Consider the following 18,611-nt stretch of genomic DNA (forward strand, 5'->3'; position numbering starts at 1 on the left):
TCCGGGTTCAGGTGTCTGCTCAATTTCTCCGTTGTCTCAGCCGTGCTGTCGGGCAGGGGGCCAAGGATCGGTGATTTCCAGCGGCTCGACCTGCAGCGTGTCGTCCAGGCGGATGATTCCGCTTTGTAACACCCGCGCGGTAATTCCACCATGCCCGCGCACCGCCTGGAACGTCCCGTGACCGAGGCGCTGCTCAAGCCGTGCACAAGGCTGGCACCAGCCGGTGGTTTCGAAAATCGCCTGACCGATCCGGAAGCGGCGATTCTTCAGGCTGAACAGGTTGATGCCACTGATCACCAGATTGCGCCGCAAATCCTGCGGCACGATAGGGTTATCCGCTGCGCGGTTCAGTAACGAGCCGACCACCGCCAGATGCTCCCACTGGATCAACGTCACCTGCCGCGCATTGCGCGGGCCGGGCCGCGAGTGATCGCCGGTCAGACCCGCTTCGCGACGCGCTTCGACGGCATCCAGCTCGATCATCTCGACCCGCGATTGCGGGCGCACGCCTATCCAGCGCACGCGACCTTGTTGAGGCACATCGGCCAGCAGTTCCTGCAAGGGGCTCATAAGCTGATTCCAACATCGAAAACGACACTGCGGCCCAGATTGGTACGCAGAAAATCCGGAGCGCCGGGATGCGCGAACAATACCCGAGCGAAGGTCGGCCCCACCAGCGACAACGAGCGCCAGCCCTGACGCAGGTACTCGGTCGGTGGTGGAAAGTGACTGTTGAGGTCCAGCACCTCGCGCTTGAGACTGGCGAAGGCGATGATATCCAGCCCGCCCAGGTCAATCCCGCGTTCGCGATAGTTGGTGGATTTCTTGCGCAGGGTAGGGGCGAGTCGGTGCAGCAGTTCAGAAGCAGGAATCCGCTTGGGCTTGGCTTCCCGACGTACCAGTTGGCTCAACGAGAACGCGCTTCGTCGTCGCGCCAGCTCCTCGCGCCACTCGTCATTGAGACGCCGCCCCTCGTCCAGCACAAAAAACACCTCGAAGCGCCCGTCACGAAACAGCACATCCGGTGGTTCCTGACTGGCAGGCGTGAAGTCCTCATTGCGATGCGCAATGTTCAGCCCCTGCAACAGGCGCTGACAAACCCAGCGCTCGCGCTCCCACTTCCGCGCATTGGACAGAAAGGCGTTGGCTTGTTCGGCCTGGATCGTCAACAGGCGCAGGTAGTCTGAGTCATCCATGGGGCTGTAGCTTACCGCTCAAACGTGAAGGTGAAAAACAAAGACTGAGATGATTTCGGGAGTTTTTCGACTAAAGCTCCAGAGTGAGTGAAAAAACCTTTCAGCAGGCTAAAGCTTTGCTTTATTACGCTGAGCTGGAACACTCTGTGGGAAGTACTCCGACCCTGCTCATTCCTACGATAAAGAATCCCTCCCTATGAAAGCCGCCTCGCTTGCCTTTCTCTGCCTCACTGCCCTTGCCACTCAAGCTCAAGCTTCCAGCGCTGATGCTTGGGCGGCTTACGATAAAGTCGCCTTGGAAAGCTGTATCAGATCCAGTGGTTTGAAAGATGCCAAACCTGTCGGTACTCCAGCTCAATTTGATGACCGCGTTGGCTATACAGCTATCCTCATGCAAGGCCAGTATCCGCAGAAGCATATGAAAGGTCGTCAGGGTACTGAACTTTGCCTTTTCAATAGCAAATCGAAGGTTGCTTTTGTCACCGAGTGGGACTCCATTCGCACTAGCGGAAAGACTCAGTAAAAACTGTTAAGCCCGTGGTGCGTGACGTTTTTAAGCGTTGGAATGAGCCCGAAAAACGGGGCTCTGATCTCGACCATTCTCGTTCCCGCGCTCCGCGTGGGAATGCATTTCTGGACGCTCTGCGTCCAACGTTGGAATGTGCGGCGCGGCGCAGAGTTGTGACGCGGAGCGTCCCGAAATGCATGCCAACGCGGAGCATTGGCACGGGAGTCAGTTGTAATTGAGTAGAACGATGAGCGTAGAGCGTGTGCATGCGTCCCGGAATGTATCAATGCCCCCGGTGCGGAGCCTCTAAATCACCCGAAAACATCTCATCCTCAGCATCCGGGCTCACCGGAATCGCATGTTCTTCAGAAGCCCAGGCCCCCAGGTCGATCAGTTTGCAGCGCTCGGAGCAGAACGGGCGGCTCGGACTGGCTGCGCTCCATTCCACCGGGGCGTCGCAGGTTGGGCATTGAACGGTCATTGGTTGGCTCATGATTGGCCTCCACGCAAAGTAAGGTAAAAATGGTGCAGTCGCGCGACTTCGCTGTTCAGCCAGGCGTGATCGCGGTCGTTGACCAGCACATCGTCGGCATGGCGCAGGCGGTCTTCGCGCTGGATCTGCACCTTGAGAATGGCTTCGACCTGCTCCTGGCTGGAGCTGTCGCGCAGCATGGTGCGTTCTATCTGCAGGTGCGCCGGAGCATCGATCACCAGCAGCCGCTGAACCATGCGGTATTGCCCTGACTCGACCAGCAGTGGCGACACCAGAATGGCATACGGCGATTTGGCCTTGGCCAGATGGCTGACGATTTCCTGATTGATCAGCGGATGCAGCAGCGCTTCCAGCCAGCGTCGCTGCTCGGGGTTTTCGAAGATCAGCTTGCGCAGCGCGCCACGATCCAGCTCGCCGCTGGCCTGCAACACGCCTTTGCCGAAGTGCGCCGCTATCTGCTCCAGCGCCGGACGCCCGGGCTCGACTACCCAGCGGGCGGCATGGTCGGCATCCACAGTGTCGATGCCAAGGTCGCTAAAGCACTTCGCCGCTGCACTTTTACCGCTACCGATGCCGCCAGTGAGGCCAAGAATCCAGGGTTTTTCATCAGGGTGAGTCATCTGAAACCGGCAAACTGCATGTAAGAGTCGGTTATTTGACCACCCCAGAGCAAAGCGATCCACCCCGCAATGGCCAGATAAGGACCAAAGGGGATCGGCGTGCCGCTCTCAAGCCGGCGCACACGCATCATGATCACTCCCAATACCGCGCCCACCAGCGACGACAAGAGGATGGTCAGCGGCAAAATCTGCCAGCCGCCCCACGCGCCAAGCATGGCCAGCAACTTGAAATCGCCATGGCCCATGCCTTCCTTGCCGGTCACCAGCTTGAACAGCCAGAACACCGACCACAGCGCCAGATAACCGGCCACCGCTCCCCATAGCGCATCGTTCAGCGAGGTGAACAGCCCGAAAGCGTTGACGATCAGGCCTAGCCACAGCAGTGGCAGCACCAGAGAATCAGGTAACAGTTGGTGATCAGCATCGATCAGACTCATCGCCAGCAGCCCCCAGCTCAGTACCAGCATCGCCGCCGCCTGCCAGCCGAAACCGAAATGCCACGCCACGTAGGCCGACAACACTGCGCAGGTCAGCTCGACCAGCGGGTAGCGTTTGCTGATCGGCGCTTTGCACTGCGAACATTTACCGCGCAGCAGCAGATAGCTGATGACCGGCAGGTTCTCCCACGGGCGGATTTTGTGTGCGCAATGCGGGCAACTGGAGCGGGGGCGGTTCAGGTTGAACACGGGTTGATCGGGTTCGGCGGGCAGGCCGAGCAGTTCTCGGGATTGGGCTTTCCAGTCGCGCTCCATCATTATCGGGAGGCGGTAGACGACCACGTTGAGGAAACTTCCGATGATCAGGCCGAGAATGCAGCAGGTAGTGACGAAGGCCAGGGGGGAGCTGGCCAGGAAATCGAGGAGGGGCATGTCAGACGACGTTTCCGAGTTTGAAAATGGGGAGGTACATCGCAATGACAAGGCCGCCGACGATGACACCCAACACAGCCATGATCATGGGTTCCATCAGGCTTGTCAGGCTATCGACCATGTTGTCGACTTCTTCTTCGTAATAGGTCGCGACTTTATCGAGCATGTTGTCCAGTGCTCCAGATTCCTCGCCAATAGCGGTCATCTGAATCGCCAGACTCGGGAAAACACCGGTCGAGCGCATAGAGAAATTCAGTTGCATACCGGTAGAGACATCTTGCTTGACTTTGTTGACTGCGTTCCTGAAAACCACATTGCCCGTGGCTCCTGCCACGGAGTCTAAAGCCTCTACCAGCGGAACCCCTGCTGCAAAGGTCGTTGCAAGCGTGCGCGCATATCGCGCAACTGCTGATTTAAAAATGAGGGGGCCAATTATTGGTACTTTCAGCAGGAATCGGTCGACGCTGTCGCGAACGCTCTGAGATTTTTTATAAGCGCGCCGGAACAGGAGGAATGATCCAAAACACAGACCAACGATTGCCCACCACCACGTCTGAACAATTTCCGATAAGCCTATTACCATCAGCGTAAACGCTGGCAATTCCGCGCCAAAGCCTTCGAATACTGTCTGAAATTGCGGCACAACTTTTATGAGCAGAATGCCTGATACGAATACCGCTACCACTAAAACAGCGGCAGGGTAGGTCATTGCTTTTTTGATCTTGGCTTTTAGTTTTTCCGTCTTTTCCTTATAGCTTGCGACCCTGTCAAGCAGGCTTTCAAGTGCACCTGCCTGCTCGCCAGCGTCCACAAGGTTACAAAATAACTCATCAAAGTACTCTGGTTTTTGCCGTAATGCGGTCGCGAAGCTGTTACCTGCCGAAACTTCTTGCTTCAATGAGCCTACAAGCGCACGCATGTTAGGGTTTTCCGCGCCCTCGCTGATGATGTCGAACGATTGCAAAAGCGGCACTCCAGCTTTCATCATGGTCGCCATCTGCCGGGAAAAAAACGCGATGTCCAGCGGCTTGATCTTCTTCCCCTTTCCGAAGATCGATACGGATTTCTTACGCACCTTGATCGGATTGATGCCTTGTTTGCGCAGTTGGGCTTTTACGAGCGCGACGTTATGTCCACTGAGTTCACCACTGGTTTTAATGCCTTTTTTGTCAACACCTTCCCATGTGTAGACGGTGACTTTGACTGCCTTGCTGGCCATGCTTAATCCTTGGTCACGCGGTTGACTTCTTCGAGACTGGTAACCCCTTGCATAGCTTTCAGTAGCCCTGAGGTGCGTAAATCATTGAAGCCGTCCTTGCGCATTTGTCTGGAAATCTCCAGCGAGTTACCTTCCTCCATGATGATGCGTTCGAGATCAGGCGTCTTTTTGACAACTTCGTAAATACCGATACGGCCTCTATATCCACCATTGCAGTGTTCGCAGCCTACGGGTCCATAAATCTTGAAGGTGCCAATGGCCGACTCTGGAAATCCTTCTCGAATCAGTGTTTCGCGAGGGATATCAATTTCCTTCTTGCAGTGGCCGCACAGCTTGCGCGCCAAGCGCTGAGCGATGATCAGGTTGATCGCGGTAGCGATATTGAATGCTGCGACACCCATATGATGGAGACGCGTCAGGGTTTCTGCCGCACTGTTTGTATGCAGCGTTGATAACACCATATGACCGGTCTGCGAAGCCTTGATTGCAATCTCGGCAGTCTCCAGATCGCGAATCTCGCCAACCATGATTACATCAGGATCTTGGCGCAAGAAGGCACGTAATGCTTGAGAGAAGTCCAAGCCCTGACGCGGATTTACATTGACCTGATTTATCCCTTCCAGGTTGATCTCCACCGGGTCTTCGGCCGTGGAAATGTTGATATCCACCGTGTTGAGAATGTTCAGGCCAGTATAGAGAGAGACAGTCTTGCCTGAGCCTGTAGGGCCAGTCACAAGAATCATCCCTTGCGGCAATTTAAGCGCCTCTAGGTACAGTGCCTTTTGATCTGGCTCATAGCCAAGCGCATCGATACCCATCTGCGCACTGGTTGGGTCGAGGATCCGCATTACGATCTTCTCGCCCCACAACGTGGGTAAGGTATTCATACGAAAATCGATGGCTTTTGTTTTGGACACTCGTAACTTCACGCGTCCGTCCTGCGGCTTGCGCCGTTCCGAGATATCCAGACTGGCCATCACTTTCAAACGCGCGGCAATACGATTGGCCAGGTGAATGGGAGGTCTGGCGACTTCATGCAGGATGCCGTCAGTACGCAAGCGCACGCGGAAAATTTTTTCGTAGGGTTCGAAGTGCAGATCGGATGATCCTAAACGGATAGCGTCCATTAGCATCTTGTTGACGAATCGCACCACCGGAGCATCATCTGCGTCATTTTGTGTAGCTAGCGAGGTTTCCTTGTCGCTGGAAGGCTCGATATCAAGACCCAGATCGACATCTTCCAGATTGCTAAGACCGCTATCATTGTCAAATAAGCGATCGATTGCCGTGGTCAGCTTGTCGTCTTCGACCAAAATCGCTTCAGTATTCAGGCCGGTGCTGAACTGAATATCAGTCACTGCCTGATGGTTAGTCGGGTCTGATATGGCGATGAACAGCTTGTTGCCGCGTCGCCAGAGGGGGAGAGCGTGATGCTGTCGAACCAGCTTTTCACTGACCAGCCCTTTAGGCTGACTTTCCTTGTCCAGGCTGGCGAGGTCCATGAATGGCACGCCAAACTGATCGGAAGCCATTTCTGCCAGCGTCAGGCTTTTGACCAGTTTGTTCTGAACCAGATAGCTGACCAACGAAATCTTGTCACGACGCGCCTGTTGATACGCTTGCTGCGCAACAGGTTCAGTAAGGAGCTCGGCGAGGACCAATTGCTTGGCCAAGCCAGTGAGGACAGCATCAGTCATAAAACCACCAGACACGGACAGTGTGAGGTTTATAGCGCAGTCGGGCTTTGCTGCCAAATAGCAGTGAGGGATGTGACGAAAATTGTCAGTTTCTGCTGATTTCTGAAGGCTTGGTGCTTTTATGGGTGTCGTTATTTCCAGTGGATGTCTACTTTTAGGGTAATTGGCACGTACTGTGCTTCATGTGAGTTCAGCACCACCTTCTTGACGCTCGGAGTAGTAACTATGCAAAACCAAAAAGGTTTTACGTTGATTGAATTGATGATCGTTGTCGCCATCATCGGAATTTTAGCTGCGGTAGCAATTCCCGCATATCAAAATTACGTGACCAAGGCTCAGGTAACATCTGCACTGGCCGAGATTGAACCTGGCAGAACTCTGGCGGAAACTAAAATTAATGATGGTATTGGTGCTACTGCCCTGACTGCCGCATCAGATGTGGGGCTTACTGTGTCTACGCGCTGCCCAACACTAACTGTTTCGGTTGCTGGTTCAGGTGTTGCTTCAATCGCTTGCACTATAGCCGGTAACCCTGGTGTTGCTACTAAAACTATCACTCTATCGCGTACCGCTGCTGGTGCTTGGTCGTGTGCGACTACAGTCGCTAATGAGTTCGCGCCAAAAGGTTGTCCCGGTGCGTAAGCAGAATTTAGTCTTATCGGCATAAGAGTAAATGATCTTAGATGGGTTAGCCTGTAGAGATACGGTAATTTTGCAGGCGGCCCCGCTTAGCCCATCAGCTAGTTTTTTTGACTCCAAGTAGGCCTGATCGGATCCTTGATTAGGCCTGCTTTGTACACATTGCCCAATCTAGGTGGTGCCAGCGTTGTCTTAATCCAACTCATTTCCGCCCATCCCCCTGCTGCATATTCAACCAGTATCCAATCTTCGCAATCGCCTCAATCGCAGGCAGCAACTCCAGCCCCAACGGCGAAAGACTGTACTCAGCCGAAGGCGGCGAAGTCGCCAGCACCGTCCGAACAACCACGCCTTTCTCCTCCATCTCCTTGAGCCGTACCGACAGCATCTTTGCCGAAATGCCGGGAATGTCGACGCGCAGTTCGCCGAGCCATCGAGGACCGCCGCTCAAACTCCACAGCAAATTTGAAGTCCACACGCCGCCCAGCAACCACATGCATGCGGCCACCGCGCATTCTGGGACGGGATGGTTGACTTTGCTTTTGCGCATTTTCAGGGATATGGCAGGGGTGTTCCTTTGTCGAGACGCGAGTTTCCAGCGCGTAACCAGGCTACAGAATGGTTACCGGCGAATGAGAGTAACCTTAAGTTACCAGCTATATGAAAGTTATCAGGGTGCTAGGATCTGGTCATTCTCAACCACCGGAAAAATCACCCTATGAAGCTCTACTACTCACCCGGATCCTGTTCGCTTGCCGCTCATATCGTGTTGCACGAAGCGGCTGTCGCTCACGAGTTGGTCAAGGTCAATCTGCGGCAGCACACGCTTGAATCTGGCGAGGACTACTATGCGATCAACCCCAAGGGTGCTGTGCCTGCGCTTGAGTTAAATGACGGTGCTGTTCTGACTGAAGGCGTTGCCGTTTTGCAGTATCTCGGTGACCACTTCGTACCAGCGCTGGTGCCAGCCAACGGCACGCTGGAGCGTGCAAGGCTGCAAGAGATACTCAATTATCTGGCTGCTGAATATCATAAGTCCTGGACGCCGCTTTTCTATTTGGCGAAGGGGGCTGATGCCACCGACGCTCAGCGTCCGGTCATCGCCAGACAAACCTACTTGAATGGCCTGCTGGCGGATGGTCGTGATTACCTGCTGGGTAACGATTTCAGCGTTGCTGACACCTACCTGTTCGCGGTAACACGCTGGTCTGTCAATTTTGGCATTTCGCTGGAAGCGCAACCTGCTTTGCAAGCGTTCATGGCCCGAGTCGAAGCACGTCCATCCGTCAAGGCCGTACTGAAAGCGGAAGGTTTGCCCGAACTGTTCAACAAGGGCTGAGTCACTTAGGCCAAAGTCCAGATTCAATCTGTTGAAACGAAAACGCCCCGGCAGATTGACTCTGCCTGGGCGTGTTCATGTGATCACTGCTGAAAGTTACCTAGCCACCCCATCAACCCGCGGCTGCCTACGAAACCTCCTCCTCACCCCAACCACAACCATCACCACCAGCAACCCCACCACTACAAAAAAGATCGTGTTAAAAACTGGAAACGGCTGATCACGACTCGTCACCGCTTCAACTTCGGTCACGTTGGGAAACATCGACAGGATCGTTATCCTCCAGCCGTAGTAACGAATCAACGCCAGTTGCTGGGAATCGCGCGAGTAGCCCTGGGCTTTGGCCTGGATGTCGGCGGAGTCGAATTTGAAGTACCACGGGAAGCTCCAGCCGGTGTCTTCGTTGCGGTAGACCACGACTTTCTTGCTGTCCGGATCTTCGGTGTTGATGAAGTACACGTCGCGTGTCGGGCCGTCTGCCGGGTTTTCGGCGTTGATGACGCCGTCGGCGTCCATTCTTTTGACTTCCACGCCGGTGATCATCACGACATCATGGCGCGGCAGGACGTAGTAGAGGCTTAATGCGCCGATCCCGAGTGCAACGAATACCACAAGCCAAATCGACCTTCTCAGCCACTTCATACCAGCGTCCTCTGTTTAAAATTGCGTGACTTTGCCCTAAACCGAACATTTCGAAGCAAAACAGTTATTACAAAATTCGACAAGGCCGTTGCTGACGGCGTTGTCTCCCGGAGATTGACATGATTTGGTTCCTTGAAGGGCAATCCAGCCAGCGTGAAGTGATCATGGGCGCACGCGATGCGCTGCCTGCGTCGGTGCAGATTATCGCTTCGCATCGCCAGCAGCGTTCCGAAATTACCGGGCAGGCCGATGTGGCGCTGCAAGAGCCGGTCGATAACGACGAGCGTATCGACTGGGTGCTGCAGATCGCTCGCTCGCTGGGCGTCAAGATTATTGTCGCCGGGCGGATAGGCAGTTTTTACGAAACGCAGCGTGCACGTTTTGTCGCTCAAGGGTTGGACCTCGTTACGGGCGGAACGTCCCTGCAGACCTTCATGGATGTCGATGACAAGAGTCGTTTCACTGCGGCGGCCGAGGCGGCGGGGCTGGCGTGTATTCCGGGGATTGCCGTCTGCAATGCCGAGGAGTTGCAGGCGGCCTATGATGCGTTGGCGGTGTCTGGCGAGGTGTGTATCAAGCCGGTGGTCGGGATTTACGGGCGCGGCTTTTGGCGCTTCAAGACCGACGTTGACGATTTTCGTTGTTTCGCCAACCCCGATGCGCGTGAGACGACCTTTCAGGCGTACCTTAATGCTTATCGTCAGGCCGATGACGTCCCGGCGATGCTGCTCATGCCGTACATGCCGGGCAGTGAGTGTTCGGTGGACATGGTCTGCGAGCACGGCAAGGCGGTTGCCTTCGTCGGGCGGCGCAAGGTGGGGCTCAATCAGACCTTCGAGCGTGACAGCGAGGCGGTACAGCTGGCGGTCCGCGCAGCGGAGCATTTTGCCTGCGACGGGCTGATCAATGTACAGACCCGTGACGACGCGGATGGCAAGCCGCGCTTGCTGGAGATCAACCCGCGTTACTCAGGCGGCATTGGCTACACCCGTGAAACCGGCGTCAACCTGCCGGGTATTTTCGCGGCACGGCGTCTCGGCTTGAAAGAACCGGAAACACATTGGCTGGAAGATATCCGCGTGAAGGCCATCACGGTCGCTGTACGGGCCTCGGTTTGATCGTGATAATAGATTTTTGCTATCACTAATCGCTCTTATCAGGGAGGATCGGGCATGAAGCTTCTTGCGCCAGGTGCAAATACTGCTTTAGCTGACGCCCACTGCACCTGGAACCTGGAGAGCGGCAAGTCTTCGGTTTTTGGTGAGTACGCAGCGGTCGCCTTGCTGGCGGTCAACGACAAGCGCCAGCCGATGGGCGATCCAGCGCTGCTGCATCAGGAACAAGGCTGGATGGAGTGGAGCGGCGGCCCTCAGGACGTTGGTTGCACGCTCCGGCTGGACAGGTTGCCGACGGGCAGTGATCGCGTGCTGCTGATGGTCTACGTCTACGCGGCCATGGGCCCGGTTCGTGATATCGGCAGCCTGCACCTGAAGGTGGATGGCGATATCGAGCACCGCCTGGACCTGCGTGATAACGGCGAAGCAGCGATCATCATCGGCGAGTTCTACAAGCGCAATGAGCAATGGAAATTCCGCGCGCTGAGCGAAGGCTCGGCGTATGGGCTGTCGGCGTTCGGGCGCAAGATCGGTCTGGACGTGGACGATCGTCATCCGCGCCGTCCGTCTGGCGTGCCCTCGGGTGGCGGGCCCCGGCATGAGTCGGCGACCGGCACGGCATTCGTGGTCGGCCCTGCGCACGTCATGACCTGTGCGCATGTCATCGAAGACATGGGCGTGTTCTATATCACTTCACTGGAAGGTCGTTACAAGGCCGAGCCGGTGGTCATCGACCGCCGTAACGACATCGCGTTGCTGCGCGTGCAAGGCGCACCGCCGTTGTCTCCGGTTACATTCCGGGACGGGCAGGGCTGTGAGCCGGGTGATACCGTAGCGGTTTTGGGCTATCCATTGGCGTCCATTTCAGGTGGCGGGTTGCAGGTGACTCAGGGCGGGATCTCCGGTCTGTTCGGCCTGCACAACGATGCCAGCCTGTTTCAGTTCACGGCACCCATACAGCCGGGGTCCAGTGGCAGCCCGTTATTCGACAACGGGGGTGCGGTGATTGGCATGGTGACGTCCACCGTACCGGACGGGCAGAACATGAACTTCGCCGTGAAATCCGCACTGCTGCTTGCCTTTCTGCAGGCGTGCCGCATCGACGCTGCGCATGCCCGCCCGGAAAGGTCGTACACCACCACAGAAATCTCACGCACCGCTCAGTCATCGTTATGGCTCGTTGAAGCCTCTCGCCAATGAAGCCGGTGTTGCCTGCCCGATCCGCAGGCGTCAGGGGCTGCGGCCCCGCTAATCAGGAATTTATCGATGGACAGCAGCGCAGCTTTTTCCAACCCTACAAAGCTTCGTGCTGATTTGCTTCGTGGTCGCCTCAATGTCAGCGTCGATTCGTCGACCATTGCTCCGGATTCACTGTTCGGCTTCGCCGAGCGGCGCAACCCCAAGCGCGCGTTTCTCTTCGTGTCCCGAGTGCTCGGCCGCCACATCCCTGCGCGCCCAAGCGTGATGCTGAAAAGTTTTCAGGATCTGGCGCACAAGATCCCTACAGAACTGCCCGGCCCGGTGCTGGTCATCGGCATGGCCGAAACGGCCGTGGGCCTCGGCGCCGGCGTACACCGTGCCTATAGCGCAACACGCCCGGACGCCTTGTACATGGTCAGCACGCGCCATCCGACCGGCAGCGCACTGTTCGCCCGCTTTGAAGAAGAGCACAGCCACGCCAGCGCTCACCTGATTCACCTGCCCGTTGACCCTGCGTTACGCGAGATGATGCTTGGCGCCCGTTCGCTGGTGCTGGTCGATGACGAGGCGTCGACGGGCAAGACTTTCATCAACCTGCATCAGGCGCTGGTCGACGCCGGCTTGAGCAAGCTCGAGCGAGTGGTGACCTGCGTGCTCACCGACTGGTCGGCCGGCGCAGTCAGTACATCGATGGGCGCAGTGGCGGAGCAGGTTTCGCTGCTGCAAGGCTCGTACTCCTTTGATGAAGACGTAAGCGCGCCGCTGCCGGAGATGCCGGAAGTCGGCACCGTCGCCATGGGCGACTGGCCGCTGGTCACTGCCAATGATTGGGGGCGCATGGGCGTGCTGTCGGTGGCCGATACGCTGGCACTCGGTATTACTGTCAAAAAGGGTGAACGCATTCTGGTGGTTGGCACCAGTGAATTCGTCTGGCGTCCGTTCCTGCTCGCCGAGCGTCTGGAAAAAGCCGGAGCCGACGTACACTTCAGTTCCACCAGCCGTTCACCGATTGCACTCGGTCATGCCATCGACCATGCGTTGTCGTTCTCCGACAACTACGGCCTGGGCATCCCCAACTTCCTCTACAACGTGCGGCCAGGTCAGTTCGACCGGGTGCTGATCTGTACCGAAACCCCAAGGCAGGCCGTGCCTGCCGAGCTGATCGAAGCACTGAACGCCGAGGTCATCTGCGATGAGTAACGACCGCCCGCTGATCTTCGTCGATCTGGACGACACGCTGTTCCAGACCGCCCGCAAAACCCCGGCTGACATTGAAAAGCATGTCGCAACGCTGGACATCACTGGCAATGCCAACGGCTACATGACCAACGTGCAGAAGTCGTTCGCGCACTGGTTGCTGGCGCATTCCGATGTGGTGCCGGTGACGGCGCGCAGTGTCGAGGCCTACAGCCGGGTCAAATTGCCGTTCACCGCAGGCGCGATCTGCTCCCATGGTGGCGTGATGCTCGATGTCATGGGGCGGCTCGATCATGACTGGAACGAGCAGATGAAAAAGACCCTGTCCAGCTACCAGTCGCGCCTGCATGAGCTGTCGGCCACGACACTGGCGATCGGTCAGGAGCTGGGGTTTTCACTGCGCGGCTGGGTGGTCGAAGAGGCGCAGCTGTTCCATTACGTGGTGACCAAGCACAACGAGAGCGATGACAGCATCCTCGGCAAAGTGCTGGCCGAAGTGCAGGCCCGGGGATTGCTCGACGGCATGCATATCCACGGCAACGGCAACAATCTGGCCTTCCTGCCCGAGGGTTTGGCCAAGCGTTACGCGGTCCAGGAGTGGCTGCGGCGCGACAAGGCGATCAATGGCGAACGCCCGGTGCTCGGTTTTGGCGACAGCATTACCGATCTGGGTTTCATGGACGAGTGCCACTGGTGGGCGACACCTGCCCGCAGTCAGTTGGCGAAAATGTTTGTCGGAGCAGCGCATGAGTGATCCCGTTCACGGGCTCGATACGGTCGGCAGCGGCAGCTACCTGCACGATGACGTGCACTTTCTGCTGCGCGGCGTGGCAATGCAGACCACCAGCGTCGAGGAGAAGGAGCGCCTGATCCAGACGCGACAGAAGCATTATTCGGAAATGATCAGTGAAGAGTCGGCCCCCAGCGCTGCTCACAAGGCGCTGTATGAGCGTGCGCTCGATCAGAACGGCGCGCGCATGGCCGAAGACGTGCAAGCCCTTGCCCTGGCGCTCGTCCGCGAGTGCACGGGCGCTGAGATCATTCTGGTGTCGTTCGTGCGCGCCGGTCTGCCGCTGGGTGTGTTGTTGCGGCGGGCGCTGATTGATCTGGGCCGCGAAGCACATCACTACGGCATCAGTATCGTGCGTGATCGCGGTATTGATACGGTGGCGCTTGAAGCCATCATTCAGGCCCACGGCGCGCAGAACATCGTGTTCGTCGACGGCTGGACCGGCAAGGGCGCGATATCGGGTGAGATCCGTCGCAGTCTGGCGGGCGACACACGCTTCCCTGATCAGCCACGGCTGGTGGTGCTGGCCGATCCGTGCGGCAGCGCCTGGCTGGCAGCGTCGGCAGAAGACTGGGTGATTCCGTCCGGCATTCTCGGTGCCACGGTGTCCGGCCTGGTGTCGCGCTCGATCTGGCCGACAGACGGCGGGCTGCACGGTTGCGTGGTGTACGAGCAGTTGCTGGACCACGACGTCACGCAGTCTTTTATTGAACAGATCGACAGCCAGCGTCGTCAAAACAGTTCTACGCTCACGCTGACACCCTGGACGCTGCCACAGCGGACTGAACTCAAGGCCGCCGCATCACTGGTGGTCGACCGTCTGGCCGAGCGCTTCAGGATCAATAACCTCAATCGCATCAAGCCGGGCATTGCCGAAGCCACCAGAGCGGTCATGCGCCGCGTGCCGGATCACGTACTGGTGCGCAACCTGGCTGACAGCGACGTGCAATTGCTGTTGCACCTGACCGAAAAAGCGGGGATTCCCGTCGAAGAAGTTGGCGATCTCCTGGGGCCCTATCGGGCCGTGACCATCATTCGGAGTCTGAGCTAATGGCCTTATTCTCGCCTTACGCGCTGGGCGCAACGCTGTACATGCCCGCGACCCGGGACGACATCGTCGATGTGGTGTTCGGTGAAAAGATTCCCGAGCTGCGCTCGTTGGTTGTCTGTCTGGAGGACGCCGTAGCGCTGACCGACGTCGACACGGCGTTGCTCAATCTCCGTCAGGTACTCTCCCGTATCCGTGATCGTGGCGGTCGTCCTGCCCATGGTCCGCTGCTGTTCGTGCGTCCGAGAGACGCGGCGATGGCGCGAATTCTCAACGACTGGCCGCTGATGGCGCACGTCGACGGTTTTGTTGTTCCCAAACTTTCGCTGAAAAGTCTGACGAGCTGGGAGCAGGCCGTCACCAACCCGGCGCTGGCGTTGATGCCTACACTGGAAACCCCTGAGGTGTTCAATCCGGCGGCGATGGTCGAGCTGGGGGAGGCCTTGAAGGCCAGTCTCTACGAGCGGATCATTGCGCTGCGCATCGGGGGCAATGACCTGATGGGCTGCCTGGGACTGCGTCGTAATCCGGCCATGACCCTGTATTCTACGCCGATGGGGTATGTCATCCCCATGCTGGCCGGTGTCATGGGTTCGCAGGGCTTTGCGCTCACCGCACCGGTGTTCGAGCAACTGGCAACCCCTGACATTCTTCAACATGAGCTGGCGCTGGATATTACCAATGGGTTGGTCGGTAAAACGGCAATTCACCCCTCGCAGGTCAATATCATTCAGAATGCGTTACGCGTCAGTCTGGAGGACATGAACTCCGCCCGGATGATTTTGAACTCTGTGGCCCCCGCAGTGTTCAAGTACAACGATGCGATGTGTGAACCGGCTACCCACTACAAATGGGCAACCCACATCATGGAGCGCGCCAAATGGCATGGAGTGTTATCCGCACCCGCTTCGATCATGGATGCCAGCATTCGACTCGCTGAGGCAGTTAGCTAGATGATAGAACCTGACCTTGAAACCGTAGGACCTGATCTTGAGCCTGTAGGGCCCGACCTTGAAATCGAAGTGGAACAGCGCCTGCTGGCGGTCTTCGATTTCGACGGGACTATTACCCGCCACGACAGTTTTGTCCCGTTTCTTAAATTCGCCTTCGGGCAACGTGCCTTTTCGGTGCGCATGGCGCGGCTGGTGCTGCCCAGCATCGGCTACCTGGCCAAGCGCCTGACCCGCGATGAACTCAAGGGGCGCCTGATCAAGGCCTTCCTCAGCGGCGTCGAAGTGCAGTGGCTGCAGCAGAAGGCTGAAGCGTTCTGCCAGTCGCACTGGAAACGCCTGATGCGCCCCGCAGCGCTGGAATCCATTGCCGCTGAAATCGAGAAGGGCGCCATTGTCACGCTTTGTTCAGCATCGCCTGCTATGGTCCTGCAACCTTTCGCTGATCGCTTGAAAGTAGAACTGATCGGCACCAACCTGGAAGTAATCGACGGCAAGCTGACCGGCTTGATCGAAGGCAGCAACTGCCGTTGCGACTCGAAAGTTGCACGCCTGGAGAGTGTCTACGGGCCATTGACCCAGTTCCGGGTTCGCGCCTGGGGCGACACCCGAGGTGACCACGAATTGCTTGCCGCTGCTCAGGATGCGCACTGGCGTCTGTTCCATCCGACGTGGCGTCGAGGCCGTTATAAAGGCCCCGTTAACGCCAAGTTACACAATCCTGATGGCAAAGACGGGCCAACACAGTAAGGCTGTAACACTTTTATCCGAAATCCAACGTCACATGGAGCGAAAAATGGCACTCACTTTGGCAAAGAACCAGACGATCTCACTCGAGAAAACTGCTGGTACAGGCCTCAAGAAAGTCAGCATGGGACTTGGATGGGACCCTGAAAAAGCCAGCGGTTTCTTCGGTAAATTGCTCGGTGGTGGCGGCGGCGATATCGACCTGGATGCCTCGTGCATCATGCTCGACGCCGACAAAAAGCCCCTCGACCTGGTCTGGTTCCGCCAGCTGCAATCGCGTGACGGTGCCATTCAGCATTCGGGTGACAACCGTACCGGTGAAGGCGCGGGCGACGATGAAACCATCAGCGTCGATCTGGAAAAACTGCCAGCCACCGTCAAATACCTGGTGTTCACCGTCAATTCGTTCACCGGTCAGAATTTCGAAAAAGTCGCCAATGCCTACTGCCGTATTGTCGATCTGGGCAGCCGTAACGAGCTGGGCCGCTTTGATCTGTCCGAGAAAGGCCAGCACACCGGCGTGGTGATGTCCTATCTGGCACGCACGCCATCGGGCTGGGACTTCACCGCAGTAGGCCAGGTCACCAACGGGCGTACTGCCGATGATCTGGTCGAGCTGGCGATCGGGGCTGTACGCGTATGACCCAACTTGTCCCGGGTGCCAACGCACCAGTCACCACCGGGCCGTTGACGGTCGAAATCAGCTATTCCCCGCTGGCGGATGCGGACATCGATGTCTCTGCTTTTCTGCTGACCGATACCGGCAAGGTCCGTGGCGATCAGGACATGTGTTTCTACGGCCAGAAAAGTGTGAACAGCGGAGCGCTGCAGCAGACGGAAGCGTCAGCGGGACGTGCGGTGTTCAGTCTTGACCCGAGCCGTCTCGACCCGGTCATCGAGAAGGTTGCCCTGACGGCGACCATCTATGAGAACAAGGCCAGTTTTGGCAGCGTGTCACGCTTGGCGCTGAGCATCACCGGCGGTATCGAAGCCGATATCCCTACCAGCGGCATGAAAGAAACCGCGCTGATTCTGGGCGAGTTCTACCTGCGTCAGGGGGCATGGAAATTCCGTTGCGTGGCCCAGGGGTTTGCCGGCGGCCTTGAACCGTTGGCGAAAAACTTTGGCGTTGAAGTCGCCACGCCACAGGATCAGCCTGCACCTGCACCTGCACCTGCACCTGCACCTGCACCTGCACCTGTTCCAGCACCGGCGCCCAAGTCGACCGTCAGTCTGAGCAAGATCACGCTCGACAAGACCCGTGCTTCGATCAGTCTGGAAAAATCCAGTGCCGGTTTCGGTGAGATCCGGGTCAACCTGAACTGGAACCGTCGCAGCGACAGCAAGGGCGGCGGCTTCTTCTCGATGAAGAAGAGCAATGCCATCGACCTTGATGTAGGCTGCCTCTTCGAAATGCAGGACGGTCTCAAAGGCGCTGTTCAGGCGCTGGGCAACTCGTTCGGTTCGCTCAACACCGAGCCTTTCATCAAGTTGATGGGCGATGACCGTACCGGCTCGATCAGCGACGGTGAGTGGCTGCATATCAATGGTGCGCACTGGAGCAAGATCCGTCGCATTCTGGTTTACGCGTTCATCTATGAAGGTGCGCCGAACTGGAAGGAAACCGATGGGGTTGTCACCATTCATGCTCCGGGTCAGCCACCCATCGAGGTTCGCCTCAATGAAGAGGGCGGTCGTCAGGGCATGTGTGCCATTGCGCTGCTGGAAAATGACAACGGTGCGGTCAAGGTGACGCGTCGTGTGGATTTCCACAACGGCCACAGCAACATGGACAAGGCCTACGGATGGGGCATGCGCTGGGCTGCCGGTTCCAAGTAAACAATACCGTGGTATTTCTGGGCTGGCTGTGCCGCCTCATGGGAGATAGACATGCTGGACTGGTTGAAAACAAACGCAACAGCTGCTCGCGACAAGCTGGCTTCGGAAGTCTCGAAGTTCAAGAATCGCGAATTCATGGAGGCTGTGGTCTCCGGCTGTGCCCTGGTATCGGCCGCAGACGGTGATATCAGCTCCAGTGAAAAGCAGAAGATGGCGGGCTTCATTCAGAACTCTCAGGAACTGAAAGTTTTCGACATGAAGGAGGTCATCCAGGGCTTCCAGGAAGCCTGCTCGAAGTTCGAGTTCGATTTTGAAATTGGTCGCGCCGAGGCCTTGAAAACCATTGGCAAGATCAAAAAGAAAGAAGATGCAGCCCGTTTGCTGGTGCGCGTCTGCTGTGCTATCGGTGGCGCCGATGGCAGCTTCGATGAGAAAGAGCGGGAAGTCTGCCGCACGATCTGTCGAGAGCTTGGCCTCAACCCGTCCGATTTCGACCTGTAATT

The 18,611-nt window shown here is 57.2% G+C and carries 22 protein-coding genes; 13 read left to right on the forward strand and 9 right to left on the reverse strand.

The genetic code is table 11. The features are described from left to right. Positions 1 to 36: 36 nt before the first annotated feature. Together BLR20_RS24840 and BLR20_RS24845 are read right to left on the reverse strand one after the other, a co-directional pair. On the reverse strand, positions 37 to 570 hold the full coding sequence (locus BLR20_RS24840) for an MOSC domain-containing protein (RefSeq protein WP_032613628.1): 534 nt from the start codon (positions 568 to 570) through the stop codon (positions 37 to 39). Further along, the gene (locus tag BLR20_RS24845) at positions 567 to 1,196 is read right to left on the reverse strand and encodes a DUF1780 domain-containing protein (RefSeq protein ID WP_003345130.1); all 630 of its coding nucleotides are present in this window, start codon (positions 1,194 to 1,196) and stop codon (positions 567 to 569) included. Before BLR20_RS24845 ends, BLR20_RS24840 begins: the two co-directional genes overlap by 4 nt. A 196-nt stretch (positions 1,197 to 1,392) precedes the next feature. Here BLR20_RS24845 and BLR20_RS24850 point away from each other — a divergent pair, with 196 nt between their 5' ends. Beyond that, positions 1,393 to 1,719, forward strand: coding sequence for a hypothetical protein (locus BLR20_RS24850; protein WP_032613630.1), 327 nt, complete (start codon positions 1,393 to 1,395; stop codon positions 1,717 to 1,719). Positions 1,720 to 1,987: 268 nt separating this feature from the next. Here the strand turns inward: BLR20_RS24850 and yacG are convergent, their stop codons facing one another. Genes yacG through pilB form a run of 5 tightly spaced genes read right to left on the reverse strand, consistent with a single transcriptional unit; the run spans position 1,988 to position 6,602 of the window. Then, positions 1,988 to 2,197: a DNA gyrase inhibitor YacG gene (yacG, locus tag BLR20_RS24855; protein ID WP_007251656.1), complete on the reverse strand. Its 210-nt coding sequence runs from the start codon at positions 2,195 to 2,197 to the stop codon at positions 1,988 to 1,990. Continuing rightward, the gene (gene coaE, locus BLR20_RS24860; RefSeq protein ID WP_054992648.1) at positions 2,194 to 2,817 is read right to left on the reverse strand and encodes a dephospho-CoA kinase; all 624 of its coding nucleotides are present in this window, start codon (positions 2,815 to 2,817) and stop codon (positions 2,194 to 2,196) included. Before coaE ends, yacG begins: the two co-directional genes overlap by 4 nt. After that, on the reverse strand, positions 2,814 to 3,686 hold the full coding sequence (locus BLR20_RS24865) for a prepilin peptidase (RefSeq protein WP_054992647.1): 873 nt from the start codon (positions 3,684 to 3,686) through the stop codon (positions 2,814 to 2,816). Before BLR20_RS24865 ends, coaE begins: the two co-directional genes overlap by 4 nt. A 1-nt stretch (position 3,687) precedes the next feature. Beyond that, entirely contained in the window at positions 3,688 to 4,905 is a 1,218-nt protein-coding gene (locus BLR20_RS24870) for a type II secretion system F family protein (RefSeq protein WP_054992646.1), read from the reverse strand. Between the two features lie 2 nt (positions 4,906 to 4,907). Then, entirely contained in the window at positions 4,908 to 6,602 is a 1,695-nt protein-coding gene (pilB, locus tag BLR20_RS24875) for a type IV-A pilus assembly ATPase PilB (protein ID WP_054992645.1), read from the reverse strand. Between the two features lie 225 nt (positions 6,603 to 6,827). On the opposite strand from pilB, the gene BLR20_RS24880 reads away from it, so the two are divergent. Beyond that, a complete protein-coding gene (locus tag BLR20_RS24880) occupies positions 6,828 to 7,244 on the forward strand; it encodes a pilin (protein WP_046269790.1) in 417 nt (138 codons plus the stop codon). Positions 7,245 to 7,443: 199 nt separating this feature from the next. Here BLR20_RS24880 and BLR20_RS24885 read toward each other — a convergent pair whose 3' ends face one another. Further along, entirely contained in the window at positions 7,444 to 7,803 is a 360-nt protein-coding gene (locus tag BLR20_RS24885; protein ID WP_054992644.1) for a winged helix-turn-helix transcriptional regulator, read from the reverse strand. Positions 7,804 to 7,959: 156 nt separating this feature from the next. Here BLR20_RS24885 and gstA point away from each other — a divergent pair, with 156 nt between their 5' ends. Then, positions 7,960 to 8,580 carry a glutathione transferase GstA gene (gstA, locus tag BLR20_RS24890; RefSeq protein ID WP_054992643.1) on the forward strand — a complete coding sequence of 207 codons (621 nt, stop codon included), beginning with the start codon at positions 7,960 to 7,962 and terminating at the stop codon, positions 8,578 to 8,580. Between the two features lie 96 nt (positions 8,581 to 8,676). Here gstA and BLR20_RS24895 read toward each other — a convergent pair whose 3' ends face one another. After that, positions 8,677 to 9,222: a DUF1523 family protein gene (locus BLR20_RS24895; RefSeq protein ID WP_054992642.1), complete on the reverse strand. Its 546-nt coding sequence runs from the start codon at positions 9,220 to 9,222 to the stop codon at positions 8,677 to 8,679. A 119-nt stretch (positions 9,223 to 9,341) separates the two neighbouring features. Here BLR20_RS24895 and BLR20_RS24900 point away from each other — a divergent pair, with 119 nt between their 5' ends. The 10 genes from BLR20_RS24900 (at position 9,342) to BLR20_RS24945 (ending at position 18,609) form a co-directional block, all read left to right on the forward strand. After that, complete coding sequence (locus BLR20_RS24900) at positions 9,342 to 10,340, forward strand: ATP-grasp domain-containing protein (RefSeq protein ID WP_054992641.1); 999 nt, start codon at positions 9,342 to 9,344, stop codon at positions 10,338 to 10,340. A gap of 54 nt (positions 10,341 to 10,394) precedes the next feature. After that, positions 10,395 to 11,537, forward strand: a complete 1,143-nt coding sequence (locus tag BLR20_RS24905; protein WP_054992640.1) for a trypsin-like peptidase domain-containing protein — start codon at positions 10,395 to 10,397, stop codon at positions 11,535 to 11,537. Positions 11,538 to 11,603: 66 nt separating this feature from the next. Further along, the gene (locus BLR20_RS24910) at positions 11,604 to 12,737 is read left to right on the forward strand and encodes a phosphoribosyltransferase domain-containing protein (protein WP_054992639.1); all 1,134 of its coding nucleotides are present in this window, start codon (positions 11,604 to 11,606) and stop codon (positions 12,735 to 12,737) included. Next, positions 12,730 to 13,488 carry an HAD family hydrolase gene (locus tag BLR20_RS24915; RefSeq protein ID WP_054992638.1) on the forward strand — a complete coding sequence of 253 codons (759 nt, stop codon included), beginning with the start codon at positions 12,730 to 12,732 and terminating at the stop codon, positions 13,486 to 13,488. The genes BLR20_RS24910 and BLR20_RS24915 overlap by 8 nt, the downstream gene beginning before the upstream one ends. Further along, a complete protein-coding gene (locus tag BLR20_RS24920; RefSeq protein WP_054992637.1) occupies positions 13,481 to 14,575 on the forward strand; it encodes a cysteine protease StiP family protein in 1,095 nt (364 codons plus the stop codon). The genes BLR20_RS24915 and BLR20_RS24920 overlap by 8 nt, the downstream gene beginning before the upstream one ends. Further along, entirely contained in the window at positions 14,575 to 15,525 is a 951-nt protein-coding gene (locus tag BLR20_RS24925; RefSeq protein ID WP_054992636.1) for an HpcH/HpaI aldolase/citrate lyase family protein, read from the forward strand. Before BLR20_RS24920 ends, BLR20_RS24925 begins: the two co-directional genes overlap by 1 nt. Beyond that, a complete protein-coding gene (locus tag BLR20_RS24930) occupies positions 15,526 to 16,272 on the forward strand; it encodes an HAD family hydrolase (protein ID WP_032613655.1) in 747 nt (248 codons plus the stop codon). Positions 16,273 to 16,318: 46 nt separating this feature from the next. Further along, a complete protein-coding gene (locus BLR20_RS24935; protein WP_010437893.1) occupies positions 16,319 to 16,912 on the forward strand; it encodes a TerD family protein in 594 nt (197 codons plus the stop codon). After that, positions 16,909 to 18,108, forward strand: a complete 1,200-nt coding sequence (locus BLR20_RS24940) for a TerD family protein (RefSeq protein WP_054992635.1) — start codon at positions 16,909 to 16,911, stop codon at positions 18,106 to 18,108. The genes BLR20_RS24935 and BLR20_RS24940 overlap by 4 nt, the downstream gene beginning before the upstream one ends. A 51-nt stretch (positions 18,109 to 18,159) precedes the next feature. Beyond that, positions 18,160 to 18,609, forward strand: a complete 450-nt coding sequence (locus BLR20_RS24945) for a tellurite resistance TerB family protein (protein WP_002552036.1) — start codon at positions 18,160 to 18,162, stop codon at positions 18,607 to 18,609. Positions 18,610 to 18,611: the final 2 nt, after the last annotated feature.

Source organism: Pseudomonas congelans (assembly GCF_900103225.1).
GTDB classification, from domain to species: domain Bacteria; phylum Pseudomonadota; class Gammaproteobacteria; order Pseudomonadales; family Pseudomonadaceae; genus Aquipseudomonas; species Aquipseudomonas congelans.